Source organism: Microbacterium marinum, assembly GCF_014204835.1.
In the GTDB taxonomy this organism is placed as follows: domain Bacteria; phylum Actinomycetota; class Actinomycetes; order Actinomycetales; family Microbacteriaceae; genus Microbacterium; species Microbacterium marinum.
The window spans coordinates 1,370,598-1,390,610 of record NZ_JACHMD010000001.1 but is presented as its reverse complement, the minus strand read 5'-3'; the positions used below and the strand labels follow the sequence as shown (position 1 = coordinate 1,390,610).

The following is a 20,013-nucleotide window of genomic DNA, read 5'->3' as shown; positions in this document are numbered from 1 at the left end:
AGTCCAGCGCAGGATTCTTCAGTATCTGAAGTAACGCTTCATTAGACTGCCGGCGTGGAACTCCCCCTCGATCAGCTGCGTACTCTCGCCGCCGTCGTCGATGCCGGCACGCTCGAGCGGGCGGCATCCGATCTCGGCATCACCCCGAGCGCGGTGAGCCAGCGCATTCGCGCGATCGAGCAGCGGGTCGGGCGGGTGGTGCTCCACCGCACGAAGCCGGTCAGCGCGACGGAGGCCGGGCAGCCGCTGGTGCGCCTCGCCCGGCAGCTGGCCCTGCTCGAGCACGATGCACGTGCGGCTCTCGGCGATGACGTCGCCGCTCCTCGCGTTCCCCTCGCCGTGAACGCCGACTCGCTGATCACGTGGTTCCTTCCGGCTCTGACGTCGGTGGCCGCGGCGCACGCCGTGACGTTCGAGATCCACCGCGAGGACCAGGAGCGGACCGCGCAGCTCCTCTCCGCGGGAACGGTCATGGGCGCGGTCACCTCGCAGCGGAACCCGGTGAGCGGCTGCATCGCCTCCCCCCTCGGACGCATGCGATACACCGCGATCGCGAGTCGTGCGTTCGCGGAACGCTGGTTCCCCCGCGGCATCGACAGAACGTCGCTGGAGCGGGCGCCCATCGTCGACTTCGACCGTCACGACACCCTGCAGTCAGCCTTCGCCCGGCGCCACGGCGCGCGGATCGCGGCGCCGCGCCACGTCATCAGCGCTTCGGCCGAGTTCGCGCAGGCGGTCACGTCCGGTCTCGGCTGGGGAATGCTGCTTCCCGGCCAATACGAAGACGGCGTGGCGGCAGGCTCCCTCGTCGAGCTGGCGGCCGACACGATCGACATCCCGCTGTTCTGGCAGCGGTGGAACCTCTCCTCCCCACTCCTGGACACTGTCACGGATGCCGTGCGGGCCGCGGCCCGCCACTCGGCGGCGCTCGTGTGAGGCGGGGCCGTCAGGATTCCGGGTCGTACATGAATTCGCGCAGCTCTTGGGAGCAACGGCATCCGATGGCGATCTTCTGGGCCCAGCGCAGCGCCTCCTCCCGGTTCGGCAACTCCAGCACCGTCCGCCGTGATGCCTCCCTCGAACACGTAGATCCCGGCCACCGCGACAGGATTAGCCGACCGCGGAGGCGGCGTCAATCCCCTCCTGCCGATCACGCGCACGCGCGAAGGTGGGCTCACATGGGGATGTGACGATCTGGGTTCAGCGGGACGAGGTGCGGAATGTTTGTGGAATCGGAGATCGTCGAACCCGAGCGTCCGACCGCCATCGCGGTGGATGCTGATGCCCTGCGCGCGCTCCCCGCCCGCCGCCCGGCCGACCCGCCCGCCCGCTCCTCGCGCATCGCCTGGGAGCTCATCGACGTCGACCGTTACGTGGTGACGATCTCGGGCGCGGTCGCGGGCTTCATCGACGTGGTGGGCGCCGTGTACGTCGTGCTGTCGGGAGATCGCTACGCGCGAGCAGTCGAGGTCGCGCAGACCCTGGTGTGGTCGACCGCGGTCGCCGCGCTCGACAACGCTCGCACCCGCTGACGGTCAGTCCTCGCGCGCCAGCCGGTCGGCTTCCTCGCGCGCCCGCGCAGCGTCGCGCCGGCGTGCCTCACTCGCGACCGCCGCCTCGTCGAATCGGCGCCGGCTCTCGTCCAGGTCGGCATCGACCGCGCGGCGCTCCTCTTCGAGCTCGGCCACGCGTCGTTCCAGCCGATCCACCCGGTCCTGCTCACCGCGGACCCGTTCCTCCGCGCGGGCGGCCTCCCGCTCCGCAGCGAGCGCGTGACGCTCCGCCTCACGCAGGGCACGAGCGGCGTCCCGCTTCGCACGCCGCTCGGCCATCTCGTCCGTGGGCGGCGCGGGGGCGGCATCCGCGTCGAACGGACCCGACACAGCGCCCGAGAGATCCGGCGGCTCCATCCCCGAGGCTTCGATGGGTCGGAGCAGACGAGCAGTCATGACGGCGGCGGCGGCCTGCCGGTCGCGGAGCGCAGCGTCGAGCGTCCGCTCCACGGCGTCACGGACGGCGCCGCTCACCTCCTCCCCCGACGCCGCGACCGCCGCGTCGGTGAGAGACCGAAGCGTCTTGCGTCGCTCGGCGTTCACAGCGCCCAGGGCCTTGGCGTCGCCCGCGTCCAGCGCGTCGCGAAGGTCATCTGCCAGCCGCTGCGCGTCCGTCCACAGGTCGGACTCCGACGCCGCGAAGACGTTCACGATCCGGGCGGCGGCGACGGGCTTCCGGAGCTTCCGCACCGCGGCCGCGAGGCTGCGGTCGCCGGCTGCGTCGGCGGCATCCCGGCGGGCTGCGGCGAATGCCTCCTGCGGGGCGACGCACAGTTCACGGGCGATGCGCACCAGATCGTCGTCGATTCCGCTCATCACCGACCTCCGGCATCCGTTCGGATCAGCGTTCCGAGAGAGGGGTCACAGTCCGTCTGCGACGGCAGCCGCCGCCTGCATCCACGCGTCGCGGGTCTTCGGCTGGAGGGCGTCGTAGCGGATGCGCCCGGCCTTCAGCGCATCGTCGAACGGGATGACCTGCACGGCGCGGACGTGCCCCTCGAAGCCGGCGGCGATCTGCTGCACGGCGGCCGCACTCGACTTCTCCGACTGGCCGACGATGACCACAGCGCCCTCGGCGAGACGCCGCGAGTGCTCGTCGCGCTTGCGCAGCGCGTCGAGGAGAAGGGCGGCAGACTCCGCGGACTCGGGAGCGGCGAGCGTCGGCACGACGAGCTGGTGCGCCGAGTCGATCATCCGCAGCCAGCGATCGGCGGACTCGTCGTTGCCGGAGTCGAAGATCACCATCCGGTAGTAGCGGGCGGCGACCTGCGCCAGCAGATCGAAGTCGGCCGTCGTGATCCGCTGGTCTGCGGCGAGCAGCTCCGGGTTGGAGCGCAGCACGTCGTACCGGTCGATCGACTGGTGGTGCACATAGCGCGAGATGTCGGAGACCGACGCGGTCGCCTCGAGCAGCTGCCGCGCCTGCGGCAGGAGGTCGCGGATCGTCGTGTCGTAGTCGCCCTGCTCGGTACGCCATCCGAGGGTGCCGCGGGTGTCGTTGTTGTCCCAGGCGAGGACATTGCCGCCGCCGTGCCGCGCGAACACGGCCGAGAGCACGGCGGTCGTCATGGTCTTGCCGACACCGCCCTTGCCGTTCGCGACGGCGATGGCGCGGCATCCCGCCCACTGCCGCGACACGGCCTTCTCGCGCTCGGCGCGCTCGATCTCCGCCTTGGACGGACCGACGGGGAGACCCAGCTTGGCGAACAGCGCCCGCCAGCCGGTGACGGTCGCGGGGTGCTCGGGAGCGGGGTCGATGAAGCGGGGGCGCGCGACAGCGGCGCCGGCGACCGCGGTCGACGCGGTCGTGGGAACGTCGGGCAGGGTGTCGCCGATTCCCGACGCCATCGGGGAGGCGGACACGGGGACCGGCTCGGGCTCGGGCGCCACCGCAGGCTGGGATTCGAACTCGGACACGGGTTCGGGCGAGGACATGGGTTCGGGCGACGGCTCGGCGGGCACGACGGGTTCGTCGGCGGGGATCTCGGTCACGCGGGGCGCTCCCTCTGGTTCGGGTGCGTCGTCGATGGCGCGCGTCTGGGGCTCGGCCGCCGCGGGGAGGAAGAACTGCGGCACGCTCGGGACCGCCGCCGTGCGCGAGATGGAGATGCGCGCGGTGAAGGTGTCCTCGTCGAGATCGTCGTCGTCGCCGGGGTCGGATGCCGCGCGGGGGGCGATCATGTCGGTCACCTCGTCCTCGTCCGAACGCACCTCAGCAGCGGGCTCCTCGTCCTCAGCAACGGGCTCTTCGGCAGGCTCCTCGTCCGCGGCAGGCTCATCCACGGGCCCCTCGTCCGCGGCGGGCTCGACGTCGGTGACCCACCAGGCGTGCTGGCGGAGCTCGGCGCGGGTGAGGGTGCGGTCGTCGTAGATCGCGATGAGCTCGCCGTCCGGGTCGACGAGCAGTTCGTGGGTGCCGCGGTCGCCGGTGGTGTGCAGCTCGAGCGTCGTGCCGGAGGACGCGGCATCCGCTCGCACCCGATCGACGATGGCGCGACGGAGTCCGTCGGCGTCGGGCGCCGTGACGTTCTCGATGGCACCGTTCACGGTGGTGATCTGCGCGGAGTCGCCGGTGACGTGCGCGTGCGCGCGGGGCGCTTCGCTGGCATTGCTCATCGGGTTTCCTTTCGGGGCGCATCCGGCGGCGGTGGACGATCGTGTCCGGTCCGTGCGCGCGGCGCATCCCCCACGCTATCCTGCGAGGCCCGGATTTCCGGTGCTCACGCCCTCGCCGTCGCCATCGTCACCGGCGTCCGGGCGGGCTCAGCGGCGGCGGATGACGGCCGTCGCCCCGGCGAGCGCCGCCGCTGCGAGGGCGGAACCGGCGGCCGCGAGGGACCGCCGGTGACGCAGTGCCCACGTCTGGACGCTGTCACCGCGTGCGCGGTCGTCGAAGGCGCCGTGCGCGCCGTGGTCGCCCGGGATCGGCTCATACAGGTTCGGCGGCGTCGAAGGGGCCGGCTTGTCCATCGCGAGTTGGCCTTCCCACGTGTTCTTCGCGAGGTACCAGTCCAAGAACCGTCCGGCGAACCGGGTGCCGAGGACGAGGCCGACGGTCGACTCCCCCACCCACGTGCGACGGCGGGGCCGGTCGGCGACATCGGCGACGACGCGCGCGCCGACTTCGGGCTGATAGATCGGCGGGACGGGCTGCGGGTGGTGCGCGAACGGTGACTTGACCCACCCGAACTGGGTGGTGTTCAGCGCCGGCATGTCGATGATCGACACGGCGACGGCGCTGCCGTCGTGCGTGAGCTCCGAGACGACCGAGTCGGTGAAGCCGTCGATGGCGTGCTTGGCTCCGCAGTACGCCGCCTGCAACGGGATGCCGCGGTGCGCGAGGGCCGACCCGATCTGGATGACGTGGCCGCGGTCGCGTGGGCGCATGCGGGTGAGGGCGGCGCGGGTGCCGTTGACGGCGCCGAGATAGGTCACCCGTGTGGCGCGGTCGAAGTCCTCGGGAGCGGTGTCGAGGAACGGGGAGATCGAGCCCGTCATGACGTTGTTGACCCAGAGGTCGATCGGCCCGAGTTCCGCTTCCACCTCGGATGCCGCGCGGTCGAGCGCCGTGTTGTCGGAGACGTCGACCGAGACGGTGTGCGCGCGTCGTCCCGCCGTGCGGATCTCCGCCGCTGCGGCATCCAGCCCGTCCTGTCCTCGCGCGAGGACCGCGACGTCCCAGCCGCGAGCGGCGAGCTCGCGGACGATCGCCCGCCCGAGCCCTGCACTGCCGCCCGTGACGACGGCGACTCCCCGGGGTGCTTCGGCGGTCATGTCGCTCTCCTCTCCACCGGCGGGTCGTGTCCGGCGGAAGGCCATCCTCCGACGGCGGCGACGCGATCGCGCGATGGTTGTCGCGGATGCCCGAATGCGGTACGGGGCTGTGCGCGGTTCGCTAGGGTGAGTGCGAGCGGTGATCGTGATGACGGGGCGACTCCTCGCCGCGCACTGGCCCGCGCTCATCGCCTGGTTCCTGGCGGGCACCCTCGCCCGTTATGCGGGTCTCGAACTCGCCGGATACGTCGGCGGGTACTCCGCGATCAGCGGCATCCTCCTGCTTCCGCTTCCCATCCTCGCCAAGCTCATCAGTGTCGTGGCGATGTTCCTCGTGCTGCGCGACGGGATGGTGCGCCTGGGGGTCATCGCTTCTCCCCCCGCCGACCGGCGGGGTCGGAGCCTCGCCTTCCGCGACGCCGTGCTCTCCTCGGTGCTGCCGTTCATCGCGGTCTACGCGGTGCTCGGCTTTCTTCGCGACGACGTCGCGACGTACCTCGACACCGCGCTCACCGTGAAGGACGCTCGCGGTTTCGTGGCCTCGGTCGAAGGCGTCGAGATCGATACGTCGGGCGCGGTGGACCAGCTCGGATGGGACGTGTGGACGATCGCGGTGGTCGTCCTCGCCTTCGCGGGCCGCTGGGCGTGGAATCGCTGGCGCGCCCGCCTGCCGCGGTGGAGCGCCGTCGGGGCGACGTATCTCGAGGCGCTCTGGGTCTTCCTCGCGGCGTACTTCATCGGCGACGCGCTCGGCCAGGTGTCGGCCTGGGTCGACTCGCGTCAGGCGATCGTCTGGCTGGGCGACGTGCGCGAGACGGTCGGGGGCTGGTTCGCGCCGCTCGGATGGGCATGGGATGCCGTCGGGTATGTGCTGGCCGAGGTCGGCGACCTGATCCTCGTCCCCCTCGCGTGGCTCACGATCGCCGGTGTCGTCTACGGTCAGGCCGTCTCACCCCAGGGCGTGCAGTGGCGGGGCGAACTGGCCGAGCGCGCCAGGCAGCGGTACGGCACGGTGCCGCAGCGTCTGCGACGCCGGCTGGGAGACATCCCGGTCGGCACGCGATCGGTCATGCTGCCGACCCATCGCGCGCCCCGGCGCGTCCTCGCCCCCGCCGGCTCGCCCGCAGCCGGCGCGGACGCGACGCCGGTCTCCGAGTCGGGGCCGGCGGCTGGGGGCGTGGTCACGGCGACATCCTATGAGGCCCGGGCTACGCCGTCAGCGGACATCCACCCGCAGGGGGACGCGTATGTCGGGGGCCGGTGGCACGCTGTTTCTATGCTGTGGACCCTTCTGGTCCGGTACCTCCGGACCTATCGCTGGCTGCTGGCCGGCGTCCTCCTCTTCCAGTTCGCGTCCGCGATGGCCGCGCTCTACCTCCCCCGCCTCAACGCCGACATCATCGACAACGGCGTGACCCAAGCCGACATCGGCTACATCTGGTCGCACGGCGTGCTCATGCTCGCAATCGCGCTCGGCCAGATCGTGGCATCCGTCATCGCCACCTACTTCGCCGCCCGGGCCGCGATGGCCCTCGGTCGCGACATCCGGCGCGACGTCTTCGAGAAGGTCAGCGGCTTCTCGGAGCGCGAGGTGACCCAGTTCGGCGCCGGCTCGCTGATCACCCGCAACACCAACGACGTGCAGCAGGTGCAGATGCTCGCGATGATCGGCGCGACCATGCTCGTCACCGCTCCCCTGCTGGCAATCGGCGGCATCATCATGGCGCTGCAGCAGGATGTCGGGCTCAGCTGGCTGATCGGCGTCTCCGTCCCGACCCTGCTGATCATCGGCGCGCTGATCATCAGCCGCATGATGCCGCTGTTCCGCAGCTACCAGGTCAAGCTCGACAACGTGAACCGCATCATGCGGGAGCAACTGACCGGCGTGCGTGTCGTCCGCGCCTTCGTGCGCGAGCGGATCGAGGAAGAGCGCTTCCGCGGCGCGAACACCGACATCATGATCGTCGGTCGCAAGGTCGGTTCGCTGTTCGTGCTGATGTTCCCGCTGGCGATGCTCGTGCTCAACGTCACCGTCGTCGGGGTCATCTGGTTCGGTGGGATCGAGGTGGACGAGGGCAACGTGCAGATCGGCACCCTGTTCGCCTTCATGCAGTACATCGGGCAGATCCTGATGGGCGTGCTGATGGCCACCTTCATGACGATCATGATCCCGCGCGCCGCCGTCTCGGCCGATCGCATCGGCGAGGTGCTGAGGGTCGAAGGGGGCCTCACGAAGCCGGCGAACCCCGTCCGCGACTTCCCGTCCCCCGGGTCGGTGGAGTTCGACGACGTGACCTTCACCTACCCCGGCGCGGACTCCCCCGTTCTCGAGGGCGTCAGCTTCCGCGCCGCTCCCGGCGAGACCGTGGCGATCGTGGGGTCGACGGGTGCGGGCAAGACCACGCTCGTCTCCCTCATCCCCCGCCTGTTCGACGTCACGAGCGGATCGGTCAAAGTCGCGGGCGTCGACGTCCGCGAAGCCGACCTCGACGTGCTCTGGCAGGGCATCGGCCTCGTCCCGCAGCGCCCGTTCCTGTTCACCGGCACCGTCGGCTCGAACCTGCGATTCGGTCGAGAGGATGCCACGGACGACGACCTCTGGCACGCGCTCGAGATCGCACAGGGTCGCGACTTCGTCGAGGAGATGGACCACCGACTGGACGCACGCATCTCGCAGGGCGGCACGAACGTGTCGGGCGGGCAGCGGCAACGGCTTTCGATCGCCCGCGCGATCGTGCATCAGCCCGACGTGCTCGTCTTCGACGATTCGTTCTCGGCGCTGGACCTCACGACCGATGCACGGCTGCGGCAAGCCCTCTGGAAAGAGCTTCCGCACGTGACCAAGATCGTGGTGGCGCAGCGCGTGTCGACCATCACCGACGCCGACCGCATCGTCGTCCTCGATGCCGGGCGGATGGTGGGAGTGGGCACGCACGACGAGCTGCTGGCGTCGAATGAGACCTACCGCGAGATCGTCGAGTCGCAGCTGGGAGTGGACGCATGAGCGCGCGTCGAGTGAAGACCGCGGCTCCCGAGGTGGAGCTCAGCGAAGACGAAAAGCTCGAACTGGAGCTGGCCGAACAGGCCCGCCAGACGAGCGGCGACTGGGATTCCGTCGCCCCCGGCAAGGCCTCGAACTTCGGTCCGAGCTTCGTTCGCATGATCGGGCTGCTCGCGCCCTACAAGTGGGTGTTCGCCCTCGTCTCACTGGCCGGCGCCATCGGCGTCGTGCTCGCTGTCATCGCCCCCAAGGTGCTCGGCGAGGCGACGAACCTCATCTTCGAGGGCGTCGTGTCGCGTGCCATCGGCGGCCAGGACGCCTTCGCCGGCCTGACGCAGAAGCAGACCGTCGAGGCGCTGCGTGCGGCGGGGCAGGACGAATTCGCCAACATCGTCGGCGCGATGCAGAACTACACGCCGGGCGCCGGTGTCGACTTCGACGCGCTGAAGGTCGTGATCACCTGGGTGCTCGTGATCTACGTGGCATCCGCTGTCCTCACCTGGCTCCAGGGCTACGTGATCAACGTCATCATGGTCCGCACCATGTGGCGCCTGCGCGAGAGCGTTGAGGCGAAGCTCAACCGGCTCCCCCTGTCGCACTTCGACAAGGTGCAGCGCGGAGAGCTGATCTCGCGGGTCACGAACGACATCGACAACATCACCCAGACGATGCAGCAATCGCTCTCCGGTGCCCTGACGGCGGTCCTCACCGTGGTCGGCGTGCTGGTCATGATGTTCTCCATCTCGTGGCAGCTCGCGGTCGTCGCCCTCATCGCCCTTCCGCTCATGGGCGTGATCTTCGGTGTCATCGGCCCCAAGTCGCAGAAGGCCTTCGGCGTGCAGTGGCGCAAGGTCGGCCGACTCAACGCACGCGTCGAGGAATCCTTTTCGGGGCACTCGCTCGTGCGGGTGTTCGGCCGCGAAGCGGACGCGCAGGAGAAGTTCCAGCAGGAGAACGAGGAGCTCTACCAGGCCGCGTTCAAGGCGCAGTTCCTGTCGGGGATGATCATGCCGAGCATGACCTTCGTCGGCAGTCTGACCTACGTCGGCATCGCGGTGCTCGGCGGGCTGATGGTCGCGAGCGGCCAGCTGCGGCTGGGAGACGTGCAGGCGTTCATCCAGTACTCGCAGCAGTTCACCCAGCCCCTGTCGGAGCTCGGCGGCATGGCGGCGGTCGTGGAGTCGGGCACCGCTTCGGCGGAGCGCGTCTTCGAGCTCCTCGACGCCGAGGAGCAGGACCCCGACGCAGATGACGCGCCGACGCTGCAGGGCGGTCAGGGCGTCATCGAGTTCGAGCACGTGCGGTTCGCGTACACGCCCGAGCGTCCGCTGATCAGCGATCTCTCCTTCCGGGTGGAACCGGGCCAGACGGTCGCGATCGTGGGACCGACCGGCGCGGGGAAGACCACGCTCGTCAACCTGCTCATGCGGTTCTACGAGCTCGACGGCGGTCGCATCCTCCTCGACGGTCAGGACATCGCCGCGCTCACGCGCGATCAGGTGCGTTCGCGCACCGGCATGGTGCTCCAGGATCCGTGGCTGTTCGCCGGGACGATCCGCGAGAACATCCGGTACGGACGCGCGTCGGCGAGCGACCAGGAGATTGAGGATGCCGCCGTCGCGACGCGCGTGGACCGCTTCGTCCGTTCCCTTCCCGAGGGTTACGACACCGTCCTCGACGAGGACGCCTCGAACGTCTCGGCCGGTGAGAAGCAGCTCATCACGATCGCCCGGGCGTTCGTCGCGCAGCCGGCGGTGCTGATCCTCGACGAGGCGACCTCCTCGGTCGACACCCGTACCGAACTGCTGCTGCAGCATGCGATGGCGGCGCTGCGCGAGGGACGCACCTCGTTCGTAATCGCCCACCGCCTGTCGACGATCCGCGACGCGGATCTCATCCTGGTGATGGAGCACGGCGACATCGTCGAGAAGGGCACGCACGACGAGCTGATCGCGGCCGAAGGCGCCTACTACCGCCTGTACCGGTCACAGTTCGAGCAGGCGCACGACGACCTCGTGGACGAGTCGGCCGTTCCGGCGAAGTGAGGCGGGGCGCGGGCCCTCAGCGCTTCGGCGCGAGCAGCTGTCAGAAGCCGCCGACGAGGCCACGGACCCTCCCCCCGCATCCGTTCCGCGATGGATACGCGAAGATGGGAGCATGCATTCGATCACCACGGCGCAGCTCGCCGCAGCCTCTCCCGCCAACGTCATCGACGTCCGCGAGCCGGACGAATTCGCTTCGGGTCACGTCCCGGGTGCGCGCAACATCCCGCTGGCCACCGTGCCCGACCACGTGGACGAGCTCCGCGAGCTGGAGGACCTGCACCTCATCTGCCAGGCAGGCGGTCGCAGCGCCCGTGCCGCAGCGTTCCTGGAGCACCACGGCATCGAGGCGACCAACGTCGACGGCGGCACCGGCACGTGGATCGCCGAGGGTCGCCCGGTCGCGCACCCCTGACGCAGCGGCGTCGGCGCCTCGACGCTCAGCCGAGACGGACCATCTCGGCGCTGCGCTCCCAGAGCTCGCCGGCGACATGCTCATCGAGGGCGAGACGGTGCGACCTCGTGGGGACGTCGCGTTCGTAGTACGCGCCGGGCAGCCAGTCGAGGCGGGGCGTGCCGGCGGCGAGGAACACGAGCCTCGCGCCGCCTTCCTCGGTCGTCGTCAGCAGTCGTCGAGTGAGCGGGTTGTGGTACATGAAGCGGAACGGGCCGGGAACGTTCGCCGCGAACTGGGTCGCGACGACACCAGGGTGGAACGCCGCGGCATTCACTCCGTCACTCCCCCACCGACGTTGCAGCTCGCGGGTGAACAGCACGTTCGCGAGCTTGGCGTTGCCGTACGCCGTTCGGCCGGAGTAGCGCCGTGCGCCGTTCAGATCGGTCACGTCGAAGCGGGAGAAGAAACGGGCGGCCGCGCTGGAGGTCTGGATCACGGATGCCGCTCCCGCGACCAGTCGCTCTCGGAGGAGGTTCGTGAGGAGGAAGCCGGCGAGGTGGTTCACCTGGAAGGTCTGCTCGAACCCGTCGGCGGTGAGGGTGCGGGCACCGAAGATACGACCGGCGTTGTTGGCGAGGACGTCGATGCGGGGGTGCTCGGCGAGTAGCTCCGAGGCGAGGCGGCGGACCTGTGCGAGCTCGGCGAAGTCGGCGAGATGGTGCGGCATTCCGAGTTCGTCGGCGAGTCGCCGCGTCTTGTCTGCGGAACGACCGACGAGGACGACTCGGTCGCCGCGAGCGACGAGCTGGCGCGCGGCTGCGGCGCCGATGCCGTCGCTGGCTCCGGTGATGACGATGGTGCGCATGGTTCGAGTGTGTCAGTCGCGGCTGCACGCGAGCGCAGAGCCGGGGCGGGATCCCTCCCGCCCCGGCTCTGGACACCGCTCAGCTGTGGGTGACGTTGCCCTGCGCCTCGGAGGCCCGGTCCTGCACCTGACCGGCGGCATCCGAACCCTCGGCCTTCACCGTCTCGACCGCTTCCTGCGCGCGGTCCTGGACGGCGGCGACGGCTTCCTGCGCCGGCTCCTTGAGGTGCTCGGCGGCCTCCTTCGCAATGTCGCGCGCCTCGTCGATCAGCGGCTGCGCCTGCTCCTTGGCGGCTTCCGCCAGCTCCTTCTCCTTGGCAGACGGCGGCACGAGGGAGGCAGCGAGCAGCCCCGCCCCGAAGGCGATGAGGCCGACGGCGAGGGGGTTGCCCTCTGCCTTCGCCTTCACGTCGTGGGCGACACCGGATGCGGAGTCGGCCAGGTGCGAGGCGGACGAGCCGGCGTCGTCGGCAGCCCCCATGACCTTGTCTCGGACGGAGCCGAAAGCGCCCTTGATCTTGCTCGTCTGACGGTCGACGATCTTCGACGGGCTGACCTTGTCGGCCAGTGCGTCGACGTCGAGGCCGAGTTCGGCTCGGGTGCGTTCGATGTCGGCGCGGATCGCGTCGGGTGACTCACTCATCGGTTCTCCTCGTTTCTCTTGAACGTTTCGGGGATCTCCTGCAGCGTCTCCACGGTCTGCGGTGCCCCGTTCACTTTCTTCATCTGTGCGCGCCCGACCACGAAGAGGATCGCGGCGATGATCGCCCAGAGGACGGCGACGATGACGCCGGACCATCCCCAGCCGACCAGGTAGGCAAGACCGGCCCAGAGGGCGAGCGACAGGAACAGCACCACCATGGATGCCGCGTATCCCGCGCCGCCGAACATGCCGGCGCCCTTCGCGGATGTCGTCGCCGTCTCCTTCAGCTCCGCTTTGGCGAGGGCGATCTCCTGACGCATGAGCGTCGAGAGGTTGCGTGTGACCTCGCCGAGCAGATCACCGAGCGACGTCGAGGCCGCCTTCTGCTCAGAAGGTGTCGTTTCGCTCATTCGGAGCCTCCTGGCGTGCCTGGTCGAACGATGCGGCGGACTCGCTGTAGAGCGGGGTCTCCTCCGCGTCGAGTGCGGCGGGTGCCGACGCCGTGTTCGCGGGACCGCCGCCGAGCGGGTCGGCGGGGGTCGTGGTGGCGGCGCCGTAGCCGACGCCGGTGGCGGAGGCGGCGGGGGTGGTGCCGGCGGGGGTGGATGCCGGTGCGATCGCGGGAACCGCGGGGGTCGTCGACACTCCGGCCGAATCCTGTCCCGCGTCGTGCTGGTTCGAAGCCACGGCGCGCACGAGGCGCCCGGCGACGAGACCGGCGATCGCCGCTCCGGCGATGAAGACGAGCGGGCGCTTCCGGGCGAACCGCTTTACCTCGTCGAGAACGGAGGCGGGGTCGCGGGTGTCGAGCCAGCTCGCGGCATCGGACACACGGGTGGCGATCTGCTGCACGATGTCGGTCGCGACGCCGCCGCCCTCAGAATTGCGTGCCATCGACCCGAGCTCATCGCCCATCGACTTCAGGCCGGTGGCCAGACGTGCCTGTTGGGTCGCCGCCTGGTCACCGAGCTCGGTGCGGCTCTGTGCGTATAGGTCCTTGAGCTGCGACTTCGCTTCACCGGCGACCGACGCGGCTTCGTCCTTCGCGGTGTGCGCGACGTTCTTCGCGGCATCCGTGGCCGTGTCCTTCACGGCGGCGGCCTCCTGCTTCGCGGTATCGACTTTTCCCGATCCGGCGTCGGGTTCCCCGTAACCAGCGGGTGCGTTTCCGACTGACATGGTTGCTCCTTCGTTGGGGGGACGGATGTCCTGAGGAGGCAACTGTCGGAGCGTTCGATCCTGCAGTGGAGGGGCTTGCGTCGAGGTGCGATCCGTGGCACAGAATGCGCGCGAGCGCGGGTCCCGCGCAAGCGCCCGGTGCCCGTGCCCGTGCCCGGTGCCTGCGCGAGCCGTAGGGTCCGCCTCCGAATCGATGCTGTCAAGCCCCAGTGCGCCGAGGGGGTGCCACCGTAACGTCGCCGCGAGCGAAGGGGGAATGACACCGCATGGGCAGACCGATCATCGCCATCGACGAGGACCGCTTCGAGTTCGACGACCCCGGCGCGATCCCGGGGCTGAAGCAGCACATCGAGGCTGCGCTGCTGGCGGGCGGCGGTTTCGTCGACTTCACGGCCGCCGGCGGTCGGCCGGTCGCCGCGCTCATCACGCCGGGAACGCGAGTCGTGATCACCACGACCGTCGAGGCGGAGCCAGTGGATCCCGACGAGGCCGAGCTCCCCTTCGGCATCCACCTGCTCGAGGATCTCTAGCTGATGCTCGGCCTCAGGTGAGGGCCATCTCCACCGCGGCGGCGACGTGGATGGCGGCGGTCGGGAAGACCGGGACTGCGCAGTCGTCCTGCCCGACGAGGAGTTCGATCTCCGTGCAACCGAGGATGACGCCCTCCGCGCCGCGGGCCACCAGGCGTTCGACGACCCGGCCGTAGGCCTGCCGGGAGCGAGGGTCGACGACGCCGTGCACGAGCTCGTCGAAGATCACACGGTGAACGAGAGCACGGTCCTCGGCGTCCGGGGTGATGACCTCGATGCCGTGGCCGGCCATGCGATCGCGATAGAAGTCCTGCTCCATGGTGAATGCGGTGCCGAGCAGCCCGACGCGACGGATGCCGCAGCTCGCGACGGCGGCCGTCGTGGCGTCCGCGATGTGCAGAACCGGCACATGGACGGCCGCTTCGATGTCTCCGATCACCTTGTGCATCGTGTTCGTGCACAGCACGATCAGGTCGGCGCCGATGCCCTCGAGCCGGCTGGCGCGTTCGGCGAGCGCCCGTCCGGCGGATGCCCAGTCGCCGCGCCGCTGGAGATCGGCGATCTCGGCGAAGTCGACCGAGTCGAGGAGGACGGGCGCGGAGTGCAATCCGCCGAGGCGCTCACGGACCGCCTCGTTCGCGAGCCGGTAGTAAAGCTCCGTCGATTCCCAGCTCATCCCGCCGAGCATGCCGATCGTCTTCATGCTTCGATCCTCCGGGCCGCGAGCCTGGTGGTCTACGTCATAGTTGTTGGGCGAGACCAAACCGCCGCTTGGAGATCACCATGAGTCATGCCGATGACACCATCGCGATCGTCGACCGGGGGGACGACGGTGCGCCGGTGGATCCGCGATCGCTGCTCGTCTTCCGCGCCGTCGGCCAGCACGGGTCGATGAGCGCGGCTGCCGACGCTCTCGGCTGGACGCAGCCGGCCGTCAGCCAGCATGTCCGGCGGCTCGAGCGGACGCACGGCGTGCCCCTGATCGCCCGCCGCGGCCGCGGCATCGAGCTCACCCCAGCAGGGCTCGAGTTGCTCCGCCATGCGGATGCCGTCGCGGCCACCCTCCGCGATGCCGAGCGTGCACTGCGGGCGCACGCGCAAGCCGAGGCGGGCCGGGTTCGCGTCGTCGCATTCCCGTCGGCGATGGCGACGCTCGTCTCCCCCGCTGTCCGTGGGCTGGCGACGCGGCATCCGGGGCTGGATCTGGAACTCACCCAGCTCGAACCCCCGGAAGCGCTCCGAACCCTCGGCCGGGGCGACTGCGACGTCGCGATCGTGTTCGCGTACCCGGAGGAGGAACTCGACCTCAGCGGGTTCGAGGCGCTCTCACTCGCCGATGACCCGCTGCTGGCTGTCCTTCCGGCATCCCATCCGCACGCCGCGAACAGCGAGGTCACGCTGGCTTCACTGGCGGATGCCCGCTGGGTGGCGGGCTGCGTGAACTGCCGCCGGCACCTGCTGCACGCGGCGGCGCGGCATGGATTCGATCCCGACATCCGGCACAGCACCGACGACTACGTCGTGGTCCAGGCACTGGTTGCGGATGATCTGGCTGTGGCTGTGCTGCCGGCTCTGGCTCTCTCCGCGAGCCGCAACCCGGCTGTGGCGACGGTGCCGATCGTCGGCGAGCCACCCCGACGGGTTCTGGCTCTGACCCGCCCGGGCGCCGCATCGGTTCCCGCGGTGTCCGCGATGCTCGCGGCGCTGCGGATCGCGGCCGGCTGACTTCCGCGGCGGCGTCAGCCGTGGTGCCGGTAGTGACGCACCCGCTCTTCGCGCTCGAGGAGGAAGCGGTCGTCCTCCGGGTAGAACACGGCTGCATCGATGTCGGATCCGGCGAACGCGGCGATGGCGTCGCGACTCTCCCACCGCGAGACGGTCGTGATCTCGGTGCGGCGGACGATCTCTCCTCCGGCCATGATCAGATGGTGGCGACGGAGCCGGAGTCGACGCGGTAGTTGGACCCGTTCACGAACGATGCGCGGTCGGAGCACAGGAAGGCGATGACGGCGGCCACCTCCTCCGGCTCGCCGCGGCGCTTCAGCTCCATGTAGGGGCGCTCCTCGTCGAGGAAGCTCTCGATCGCCTCGTCGACCGAGACGCCCAATTCGTCCGCGCGCTTGCTCATCATCGCGTCCGTCATCGGCGTGTGGATGAACGCCGGTGAGACAGCGTTCACGAGCAGACCCTCGCGAGCGTAGGAGCGAGAGAGCCCCTTGGCGAGAGCGAGGATGCCGGCTTTCGCGGCGCAGTACGGGAGCTCGTCGTCATAGGGCTGGACGGCGTCTTCGGAGGCGATGAAGACAAGCCGGCCCCAGCCGCCGACCCGGAGGTCCGGCAGGAACTCGCGGACGAGTCGCACCGGCCCGAGCAGGTCGACCTCGATGGTCTCCGACCAGCCGGCGTCGTCGATCTCGTGGAAGAGTCCCTGCGCTCCGGTGATCCCGGCGGCCTGGACCAGAATGTCGATCGGCCCGACGGCGTCGAGCGTCTGCCGGTGGAGGTCGGCGACCGCTGCCGGATCGGTGAGATCGGCCGCGAAGGCGTGGAGGGCACCACCCCCGGCGTCGAGCTTCGCGGCGGCGGCATCCAGCTTCTCCGGATTCCGGTCGCTGATGACGACGGTGGCCCCCTCGGCGAGCAGGAGACGCGCGGTCTCCCACCCGATGCCGGAGTCGCCTCCGGTGACGAGTGCGGTCTTCCCGGCGATGCCCAGGTCCATGGCGTGTCCTCCCGTGTCCGTCGCCGGATCAGCGTGATCGGCGAGTGCTCGTCGCCACGGTAGGCGCGTCGGCCCGCGAAGGCCGAGGGGTTGCGCCGCCTCCCGGTCGTGGGTAGACGGCGCACCCCGCAGGCTCAGCCTCCGAGAGACGACAGCTCGGCGAACTCGTCGTCGGTGAGCTCGATCGTCGCGCCCTGCAGGTTGTCCTCCAGGTGGGCGACGCTCGACGTCCCCGGGATGGGGAGCATCACCGGCGAACGCTTCAGCAACCACGCGAGAGCGATCTGTGCAGGAGTGGCGTTCTTGCGCTCCGCGATGTCGGTCAGCAGTGAATCGGGACCGGTGAGACCGCCGGTCGCGAGCGGGAACCACGGGATGAACCCGATGCCCTGCTCCTCCGACCAGTCGAGCAGCTCCTCCGCGTCACGATGCTGGAGGTTGTAGAGGTTCTGGACGCTGACGATCTCGGCGATCTGCCGCGCGGCCTTCACCTCGCCCCAGACCCCGGGGCCGGTGAGCTGCATCGTGCCGTAGCCGAGGCGGGTGACCTCGAGGTCACCGCCGAGGCGGAACGTTCCGGACCACTGCGCAGGCTGCGTGGTGTTCGTCAGACGGGGGTGAGGACGCCGCTCCGGCCGAGTGAGCCGGTCTCACCCGCGGGCGGTCCGCCGTGTCACGACGGCCGACCGCCCGTCGGGTGCGACGTGCCAAGCGGCGCCGACCCCGGCGACGGTCGGATCGCCATCCGGGTCGGTGACGACGAGCGCGGTGTGCTCGTCGACGGCGTAGCCGACCGGGACGAGTCCCGCGGCCACGGCGGCGGTCAGCCGGGTGACCGTCCCCCACTGCGCGGCGTGGACGTCGATCGCGAAGGGCACGAGACCCAGTCCGGGGATGACGAGGAGCTCGTCCTCCTCCTCGCCGGCATCCGCACTCGCGACGGGCACCCTGTCGAGCAGCCACCCGCCGACGAGGGCCTCGGATGCCGCGATCGCCGCGCCGGCCGAGAAGCCGACGTACGGCATCCCACCCGCCACGCGCTCCCGCACGAGCGGCGCGATGTCGGCGAACGCGTGCGCGTAGGTCGGGGTGAGGCCGCCGCCCACGACGAGCGCGCCGACGTCGTCCAGAATCTCGGGGGCGAACCGGTCACCCTCGACGAGGCTCACCACGTCGGCGTCGGCCGAGCCCGCGAGGTCCATGAGCCGACGCCACCGCGGCACCGATTCGTCGTCGTCCGCTTCGATCACGAGCAGCGCGCGCACCCGTGTCGCTCCGGTGAGCGCGTCCGCGAGCAGGGGGACGAGGAGCGCGTCGTCCCGCCCGCCGCCGAGGAGGTGGACACGAGCGGGGTGGGCTGAGGTGGGCATGTCGGCGATCGTATCGGGCCGCCCGGAATACGACGGCCGGCCCGTGTCGTTCCCCCTCAGCATGAGCCTGTACGAATCCGCTGTCTTCGGTGATCTGGACCTCTCCAACCGCGTCGTCATGGCGCCGCTGACCCGCACGCGTGCGGGCGACGACGGCGTGCCGACCGACGACATGGTCGAGTACTACCACCAGCGCGCCGGCATGGGACTCATCGTGACGGAGGGCACGTGGCCGGTGCGCGAGGGGATGTCGTACCTCGGCCAGCCCGGCATCGAGACGCCCGAGCAGGTCGAAGGCTGGCGCCGCGTCGCCGAGGCCGTGCACGCCGAGGGCGGCACGATCGTCATGCAGCTCATGCACGGCGGTCGCGTGTCGCATCCCGAGATCTCGGGCGTCGACCGTGTTGTCGGCCCGAGCGCGATCGCCTCGCCGGGCGAGGGACGCACCCGGGACGGCAAGGTCGCGCTGCCGGTCCCCCATGAGCTGAGCACGGCGGAGGTCGCCGAGGTCGTCGAGCAGTTCGTCCAGGCGGCGCGCAACGCGATCGCCGCGGGTCTCGACGGTGTCGAGGTCCACGGCGCGAACAGCTACCTCGTGCACCAGTTCCTCTCCCCCGAGTCGAACGTCCGCGACGACGCCTACGGCGGGTCCCCGGAGAACCGCGCACGTTTCGCCATCGAGGTGACCCGCGCGGTCGCCGACGCGGTCGGTGCGGGGCGCACCGGCATCCGTCTCTCCCCGCAGCACCAGATCCCCGGGGTCCTCGAGACCGACGACGCCGACGCGCTCGCGACGTACACCGCGCTCGCGCAGGGCCTGGCTCCGCTCGGGCTCGCGTTCGTCGACCTGCTGCACGCCGACCCGAAGAGCACGATCGTCCAGCGGATCCGGCACGAGGCGGCCGCACCGTCGATCGTGAACTCCGGCTTCGGCACGGTCACGACGCGTGAGGAGGCCGAGGAGCTCGTGCTCGAGGGCTGGGCCGACGCCGTGGCGGTGGGCCGACCTGCGATCGCGAACCCCGACCTCGCCCTCCGGTGGGAGCAGCGGGCCGAGCTCAACGAGCCGCGGCCGGAGTTCTTTTACACGGGTGGGGCCGTCGGCTACACCGACTACCCGTCGCTCGCCGAGGTGCGCGCGGAGCGCTAATCCCACTCGGTGCCGTCGGGCTTCGGAGCCCCCTCGAACGGTGCGATCGCTTCTTCGAAGTGCGCGCGCCGGTCGTCGGGGATGACGACGGCACTGTACTCCACGCGGATGGACGGGCCCACCGCCTTCTCCTCCGCCGTCGCGTCGAGACGCCGCGTCGGGTCCTCGATCACCAGGTGCAACGACTGGGCCTCCGTCATGCTGAACGCCGAGAGCATCGAGTACTCGCCGTCGACGGTGGTAGCCCACCACTCGGCGAACCGGGCCTGCTGCCCGGGGTCGCCGCGGAACCCGGGTTGGTCCTGCTCGAGGACGAGAGGCCCGACGCCCGCGTCCTCGGCGAGCGCCGACACCCGCTGATGGATGCGGACCCACGTCGCGTATTCGGCCGCTACGGCCTCGGCCGCGAGGGTCGGGAGCGAGAAGGTGACGTACTCGCTCTCTCCCCCGTACCCGTTCGAGAAGGTCTCGGAGTACGGGTCGGTGAGGTCCGCGCGGCGCAGGACGATGCCGCTCTCCTCCTCGACGATGTCGCGGATGCGATCGGACAGCTGCACCGCGTGCGATTCGAGGTCGCCGAGGTCCGAGACGCCGCGGACTGCATCGGCGTCGGTGCCCGCGTTCCCCGGGTAGTCGGCCCAGCGGAGCGTGCGGGTGGAGCCGTCGGGCGCGCTGAAGACCGTCACGGGCGCGCAGGCCGAGAGCATCGCGGCCGCGATGACGAGCCCCGTGACGGCGACCCCCCGGCGGTGCATGCGGCCAGTGTCGCAGACCGCCCGCGGCGACG

Annotated in this window: 21 protein-coding genes; 8 read left to right on the top strand and 13 right to left on the bottom strand. The window is 70.4% G+C overall.

What is annotated here, in order from left to right:
* Nucleotides 1-54: 54 nt before the first annotated feature.
* The gene (locus BKA24_RS06720) at nt 55-936 is read left to right on the top strand and encodes an ArgP/LysG family DNA-binding transcriptional regulator (RefSeq protein ID WP_184216356.1); all 882 of its coding nucleotides are present in this window, start codon (nt 55-57) and stop codon (nt 934-936) included.
* 284 nt (nt 937-1,220) lie between these two features.
* Nucleotides 1,221-1,532 (top strand): hypothetical protein, encoded by a 312-nt coding sequence (locus BKA24_RS06715; protein ID WP_221417291.1) that lies wholly within the window; start codon nt 1,221-1,223, stop codon nt 1,530-1,532.
* Nucleotides 1,533-1,535: 3 nt separating this feature from the next.
* Here BKA24_RS06715 and BKA24_RS06710 read toward each other — a convergent pair whose 3' ends face one another.
* The 3 genes from BKA24_RS06710 to BKA24_RS06700 form a co-directional block, all read right to left on the bottom strand.
* Complete coding sequence (locus BKA24_RS06710; protein WP_184216354.1) at nt 1,536-2,369, bottom strand: hypothetical protein; 834 nt, start codon at nt 2,367-2,369, stop codon at nt 1,536-1,538.
* Nucleotides 2,370-2,414: 45 nt separating this feature from the next.
* Nucleotides 2,415-4,169 carry a nucleotide-binding protein gene (locus tag BKA24_RS06705; protein WP_184216352.1) on the bottom strand — a complete coding sequence of 585 codons (1,755 nt, stop codon included), beginning with the start codon at nt 4,167-4,169 and terminating at the stop codon, nt 2,415-2,417.
* A 147-nt stretch (nt 4,170-4,316) separates the two neighbouring features.
* Entirely contained in the window at nt 4,317-5,327 is a 1,011-nt protein-coding gene (locus tag BKA24_RS06700; protein ID WP_184216349.1) for an SDR family oxidoreductase, read from the bottom strand.
* 1,276 nt (nt 5,328-6,603) lie between these two features.
* Here BKA24_RS06700 and BKA24_RS06695 point away from each other — a divergent pair.
* The 3 genes from BKA24_RS06695 (at nt 6,604) to BKA24_RS06685 (ending at nt 10,785) form a co-directional block, all read left to right on the top strand.
* The gene (locus tag BKA24_RS06695) at nt 6,604-8,331 is read left to right on the top strand and encodes an ABC transporter ATP-binding protein (RefSeq protein ID WP_184220534.1); all 1,728 of its coding nucleotides are present in this window, start codon (nt 6,604-6,606) and stop codon (nt 8,329-8,331) included.
* The gene (locus BKA24_RS06690; RefSeq protein ID WP_184216347.1) at nt 8,328-10,373 is read left to right on the top strand and encodes an ABC transporter ATP-binding protein; all 2,046 of its coding nucleotides are present in this window, start codon (nt 8,328-8,330) and stop codon (nt 10,371-10,373) included. The genes BKA24_RS06695 and BKA24_RS06690 overlap by 4 nt, the downstream gene beginning before the upstream one ends.
* A gap of 112 nt (nt 10,374-10,485) precedes the next feature.
* On the top strand, nt 10,486-10,785 hold the full coding sequence (locus BKA24_RS06685; protein WP_184216345.1) for a rhodanese-like domain-containing protein: 300 nt from the start codon (nt 10,486-10,488) through the stop codon (nt 10,783-10,785).
* A 25-nt stretch (nt 10,786-10,810) separates the two neighbouring features.
* On the opposite strand, the gene BKA24_RS06680 is transcribed toward BKA24_RS06685, so the two are convergent.
* From BKA24_RS06680 to BKA24_RS06665, 4 genes are all read right to left on the bottom strand, one after another.
* On the bottom strand, nt 10,811-11,632 hold the full coding sequence (locus BKA24_RS06680; protein WP_184216343.1) for an SDR family NAD(P)-dependent oxidoreductase: 822 nt from the start codon (nt 11,630-11,632) through the stop codon (nt 10,811-10,813).
* A 79-nt stretch (nt 11,633-11,711) separates the two neighbouring features.
* Entirely contained in the window at nt 11,712-12,275 is a 564-nt protein-coding gene (locus tag BKA24_RS06675; RefSeq protein ID WP_184216341.1) for a DUF3618 domain-containing protein, read from the bottom strand.
* Nucleotides 12,272-12,685 (bottom strand): phage holin family protein, encoded by a 414-nt coding sequence (locus BKA24_RS06670; RefSeq protein ID WP_184216339.1) that lies wholly within the window; start codon nt 12,683-12,685, stop codon nt 12,272-12,274. The genes BKA24_RS06675 and BKA24_RS06670 overlap by 4 nt, the downstream gene beginning before the upstream one ends.
* The gene (locus BKA24_RS06665; RefSeq protein WP_184216337.1) at nt 12,663-13,454 is read right to left on the bottom strand and encodes a hypothetical protein; all 792 of its coding nucleotides are present in this window, start codon (nt 13,452-13,454) and stop codon (nt 12,663-12,665) included. The genes BKA24_RS06670 and BKA24_RS06665 overlap by 23 nt, the downstream gene beginning before the upstream one ends.
* A gap of 266 nt (nt 13,455-13,720) precedes the next feature.
* Between BKA24_RS06665 and BKA24_RS06660 the strand changes: the two genes are divergently transcribed.
* On the top strand, nt 13,721-13,984 hold the full coding sequence (locus tag BKA24_RS06660; RefSeq protein ID WP_184216335.1) for a hypothetical protein: 264 nt from the start codon (nt 13,721-13,723) through the stop codon (nt 13,982-13,984).
* Between the two features lie 13 nt (nt 13,985-13,997).
* Here BKA24_RS06660 and BKA24_RS06655 read toward each other — a convergent pair whose 3' ends face one another.
* Nucleotides 13,998-14,687 (bottom strand): aspartate/glutamate racemase family protein, encoded by a 690-nt coding sequence (locus BKA24_RS06655; RefSeq protein ID WP_184216332.1) that lies wholly within the window; start codon nt 14,685-14,687, stop codon nt 13,998-14,000.
* Between the two features lie 80 nt (nt 14,688-14,767).
* Here BKA24_RS06655 and BKA24_RS06650 point away from each other — a divergent pair, with 80 nt between their 5' ends.
* Nucleotides 14,768-15,709 carry a LysR family transcriptional regulator gene (locus BKA24_RS06650; protein ID WP_221417290.1) on the top strand — a complete coding sequence of 314 codons (942 nt, stop codon included), beginning with the start codon at nt 14,768-14,770 and terminating at the stop codon, nt 15,707-15,709.
* 14 nt (nt 15,710-15,723) lie between these two features.
* On the opposite strand, the gene BKA24_RS06645 is transcribed toward BKA24_RS06650, so the two are convergent.
* The 4 genes from BKA24_RS06645 to BKA24_RS06630 all read right to left on the bottom strand — a co-directional run bounded on the left by BKA24_RS06645 (nt 15,724) and on the right by BKA24_RS06630 (nt 18,076).
* Complete coding sequence (locus BKA24_RS06645) at nt 15,724-15,903, bottom strand: hypothetical protein (RefSeq protein ID WP_184220914.1); 180 nt, start codon at nt 15,901-15,903, stop codon at nt 15,724-15,726.
* Nucleotides 15,904-15,905: 2 nt separating this feature from the next.
* Nucleotides 15,906-16,706 (bottom strand): SDR family NAD(P)-dependent oxidoreductase, encoded by an 801-nt coding sequence (locus BKA24_RS06640; protein ID WP_184216330.1) that lies wholly within the window; start codon nt 16,704-16,706, stop codon nt 15,906-15,908.
* A 134-nt stretch (nt 16,707-16,840) separates the two neighbouring features.
* A complete protein-coding gene (locus BKA24_RS06635) occupies nt 16,841-17,230 on the bottom strand; it encodes an aldo/keto reductase (RefSeq protein ID WP_246367049.1) in 390 nt (129 codons plus the stop codon).
* 126 nt (nt 17,231-17,356) lie between these two features.
* Nucleotides 17,357-18,076 (bottom strand): Type 1 glutamine amidotransferase-like domain-containing protein, encoded by a 720-nt coding sequence (locus BKA24_RS06630; RefSeq protein ID WP_184216328.1) that lies wholly within the window; start codon nt 18,074-18,076, stop codon nt 17,357-17,359.
* Between the two features lie 61 nt (nt 18,077-18,137).
* Between BKA24_RS06630 and BKA24_RS06625 the strand changes: the two genes are divergently transcribed.
* Nucleotides 18,138-19,226, top strand: a complete 1,089-nt coding sequence (locus tag BKA24_RS06625) for an alkene reductase (protein WP_184220524.1) — start codon at nt 18,138-18,140, stop codon at nt 19,224-19,226.
* Here BKA24_RS06625 and BKA24_RS06620 read toward each other — a convergent pair.
* Nucleotides 19,223-19,981: a hypothetical protein gene (locus BKA24_RS06620; RefSeq protein WP_184216326.1), complete on the bottom strand. Its 759-nt coding sequence runs from the start codon at nt 19,979-19,981 to the stop codon at nt 19,223-19,225. The two genes, BKA24_RS06625 and BKA24_RS06620, sit on opposite strands and share 4 nt — an antisense overlap.
* Nucleotides 19,982-20,013 lie beyond the last annotated feature (32 nt).

Coding starts and splice junctions, on each gene's coding strand:
- BKA24_RS06670 (WP_184216339.1), bottom strand. CDS start 12,685: ATGAGCGAAACGACACCTTCTGAGCAGAAGGCGGCCTCGACGTCGCTC.
- BKA24_RS06690 (WP_184216347.1), top strand. CDS start 8,328: ATGAGCGCGCGTCGAGTGAAGACCGCGGCTCCCGAGGTGGAGCTCAGC.
- BKA24_RS06655 (WP_184216332.1), bottom strand. CDS start 14,687: ATGAAGACGATCGGCATGCTCGGCGGGATGAGCTGGGAATCGACGGAG.
- BKA24_RS06660 (WP_184216335.1), top strand. CDS start 13,721: ATGGGCAGACCGATCATCGCCATCGACGAGGACCGCTTCGAGTTCGAC.
- BKA24_RS06665 (WP_184216337.1), bottom strand. CDS start 13,454: ATGTCAGTCGGAAACGCACCCGCTGGTTACGGGGAACCCGACGCCGGA.
- BKA24_RS06715 (WP_221417291.1), top strand. CDS start 1,221: ATGTTTGTGGAATCGGAGATCGTCGAACCCGAGCGTCCGACCGCCATC.
- BKA24_RS06650 (WP_221417290.1), top strand. CDS start 14,768: ATGAGTCATGCCGATGACACCATCGCGATCGTCGACCGGGGGGACGAC.
- BKA24_RS06620 (WP_184216326.1), bottom strand. CDS start 19,981: ATGCACCGCCGGGGGGTCGCCGTCACGGGGCTCGTCATCGCGGCCGCG.
- BKA24_RS06710 (WP_184216354.1), bottom strand. CDS start 2,369: ATGAGCGGAATCGACGACGATCTGGTGCGCATCGCCCGTGAACTGTGC.
- BKA24_RS06630 (WP_184216328.1), bottom strand. CDS start 18,076: ATGCCCACCTCAGCCCACCCCGCTCGTGTCCACCTCCTCGGCGGCGGG.
- BKA24_RS06635 (WP_246367049.1), bottom strand. CDS start 17,230: ATGCAGCTCACCGGCCCCGGGGTCTGGGGCGAGGTGAAGGCCGCGCGG.
- BKA24_RS06705 (WP_184216352.1), bottom strand. CDS start 4,169: ATGAGCAATGCCAGCGAAGCGCCCCGCGCGCACGCGCACGTCACCGGC.
- BKA24_RS06700 (WP_184216349.1), bottom strand. CDS start 5,327: ATGACCGCCGAAGCACCCCGGGGAGTCGCCGTCGTCACGGGCGGCAGT.
- BKA24_RS06695 (WP_184220534.1), top strand. CDS start 6,604: ATGCTGTGGACCCTTCTGGTCCGGTACCTCCGGACCTATCGCTGGCTG.
- BKA24_RS06625 (WP_184220524.1), top strand. CDS start 18,138: ATGAGCCTGTACGAATCCGCTGTCTTCGGTGATCTGGACCTCTCCAAC.
- BKA24_RS06640 (WP_184216330.1), bottom strand. CDS start 16,706: ATGGACCTGGGCATCGCCGGGAAGACCGCACTCGTCACCGGAGGCGAC.
- BKA24_RS06685 (WP_184216345.1), top strand. CDS start 10,486: ATGCATTCGATCACCACGGCGCAGCTCGCCGCAGCCTCTCCCGCCAAC.
- BKA24_RS06645 (WP_184220914.1), bottom strand. CDS start 15,903: ATGGCCGGAGGAGAGATCGTCCGCCGCACCGAGATCACGACCGTCTCG.
- BKA24_RS06680 (WP_184216343.1), bottom strand. CDS start 11,632: ATGCGCACCATCGTCATCACCGGAGCCAGCGACGGCATCGGCGCCGCA.
- BKA24_RS06675 (WP_184216341.1), bottom strand. CDS start 12,275: ATGAGTGAGTCACCCGACGCGATCCGCGCCGACATCGAACGCACCCGA.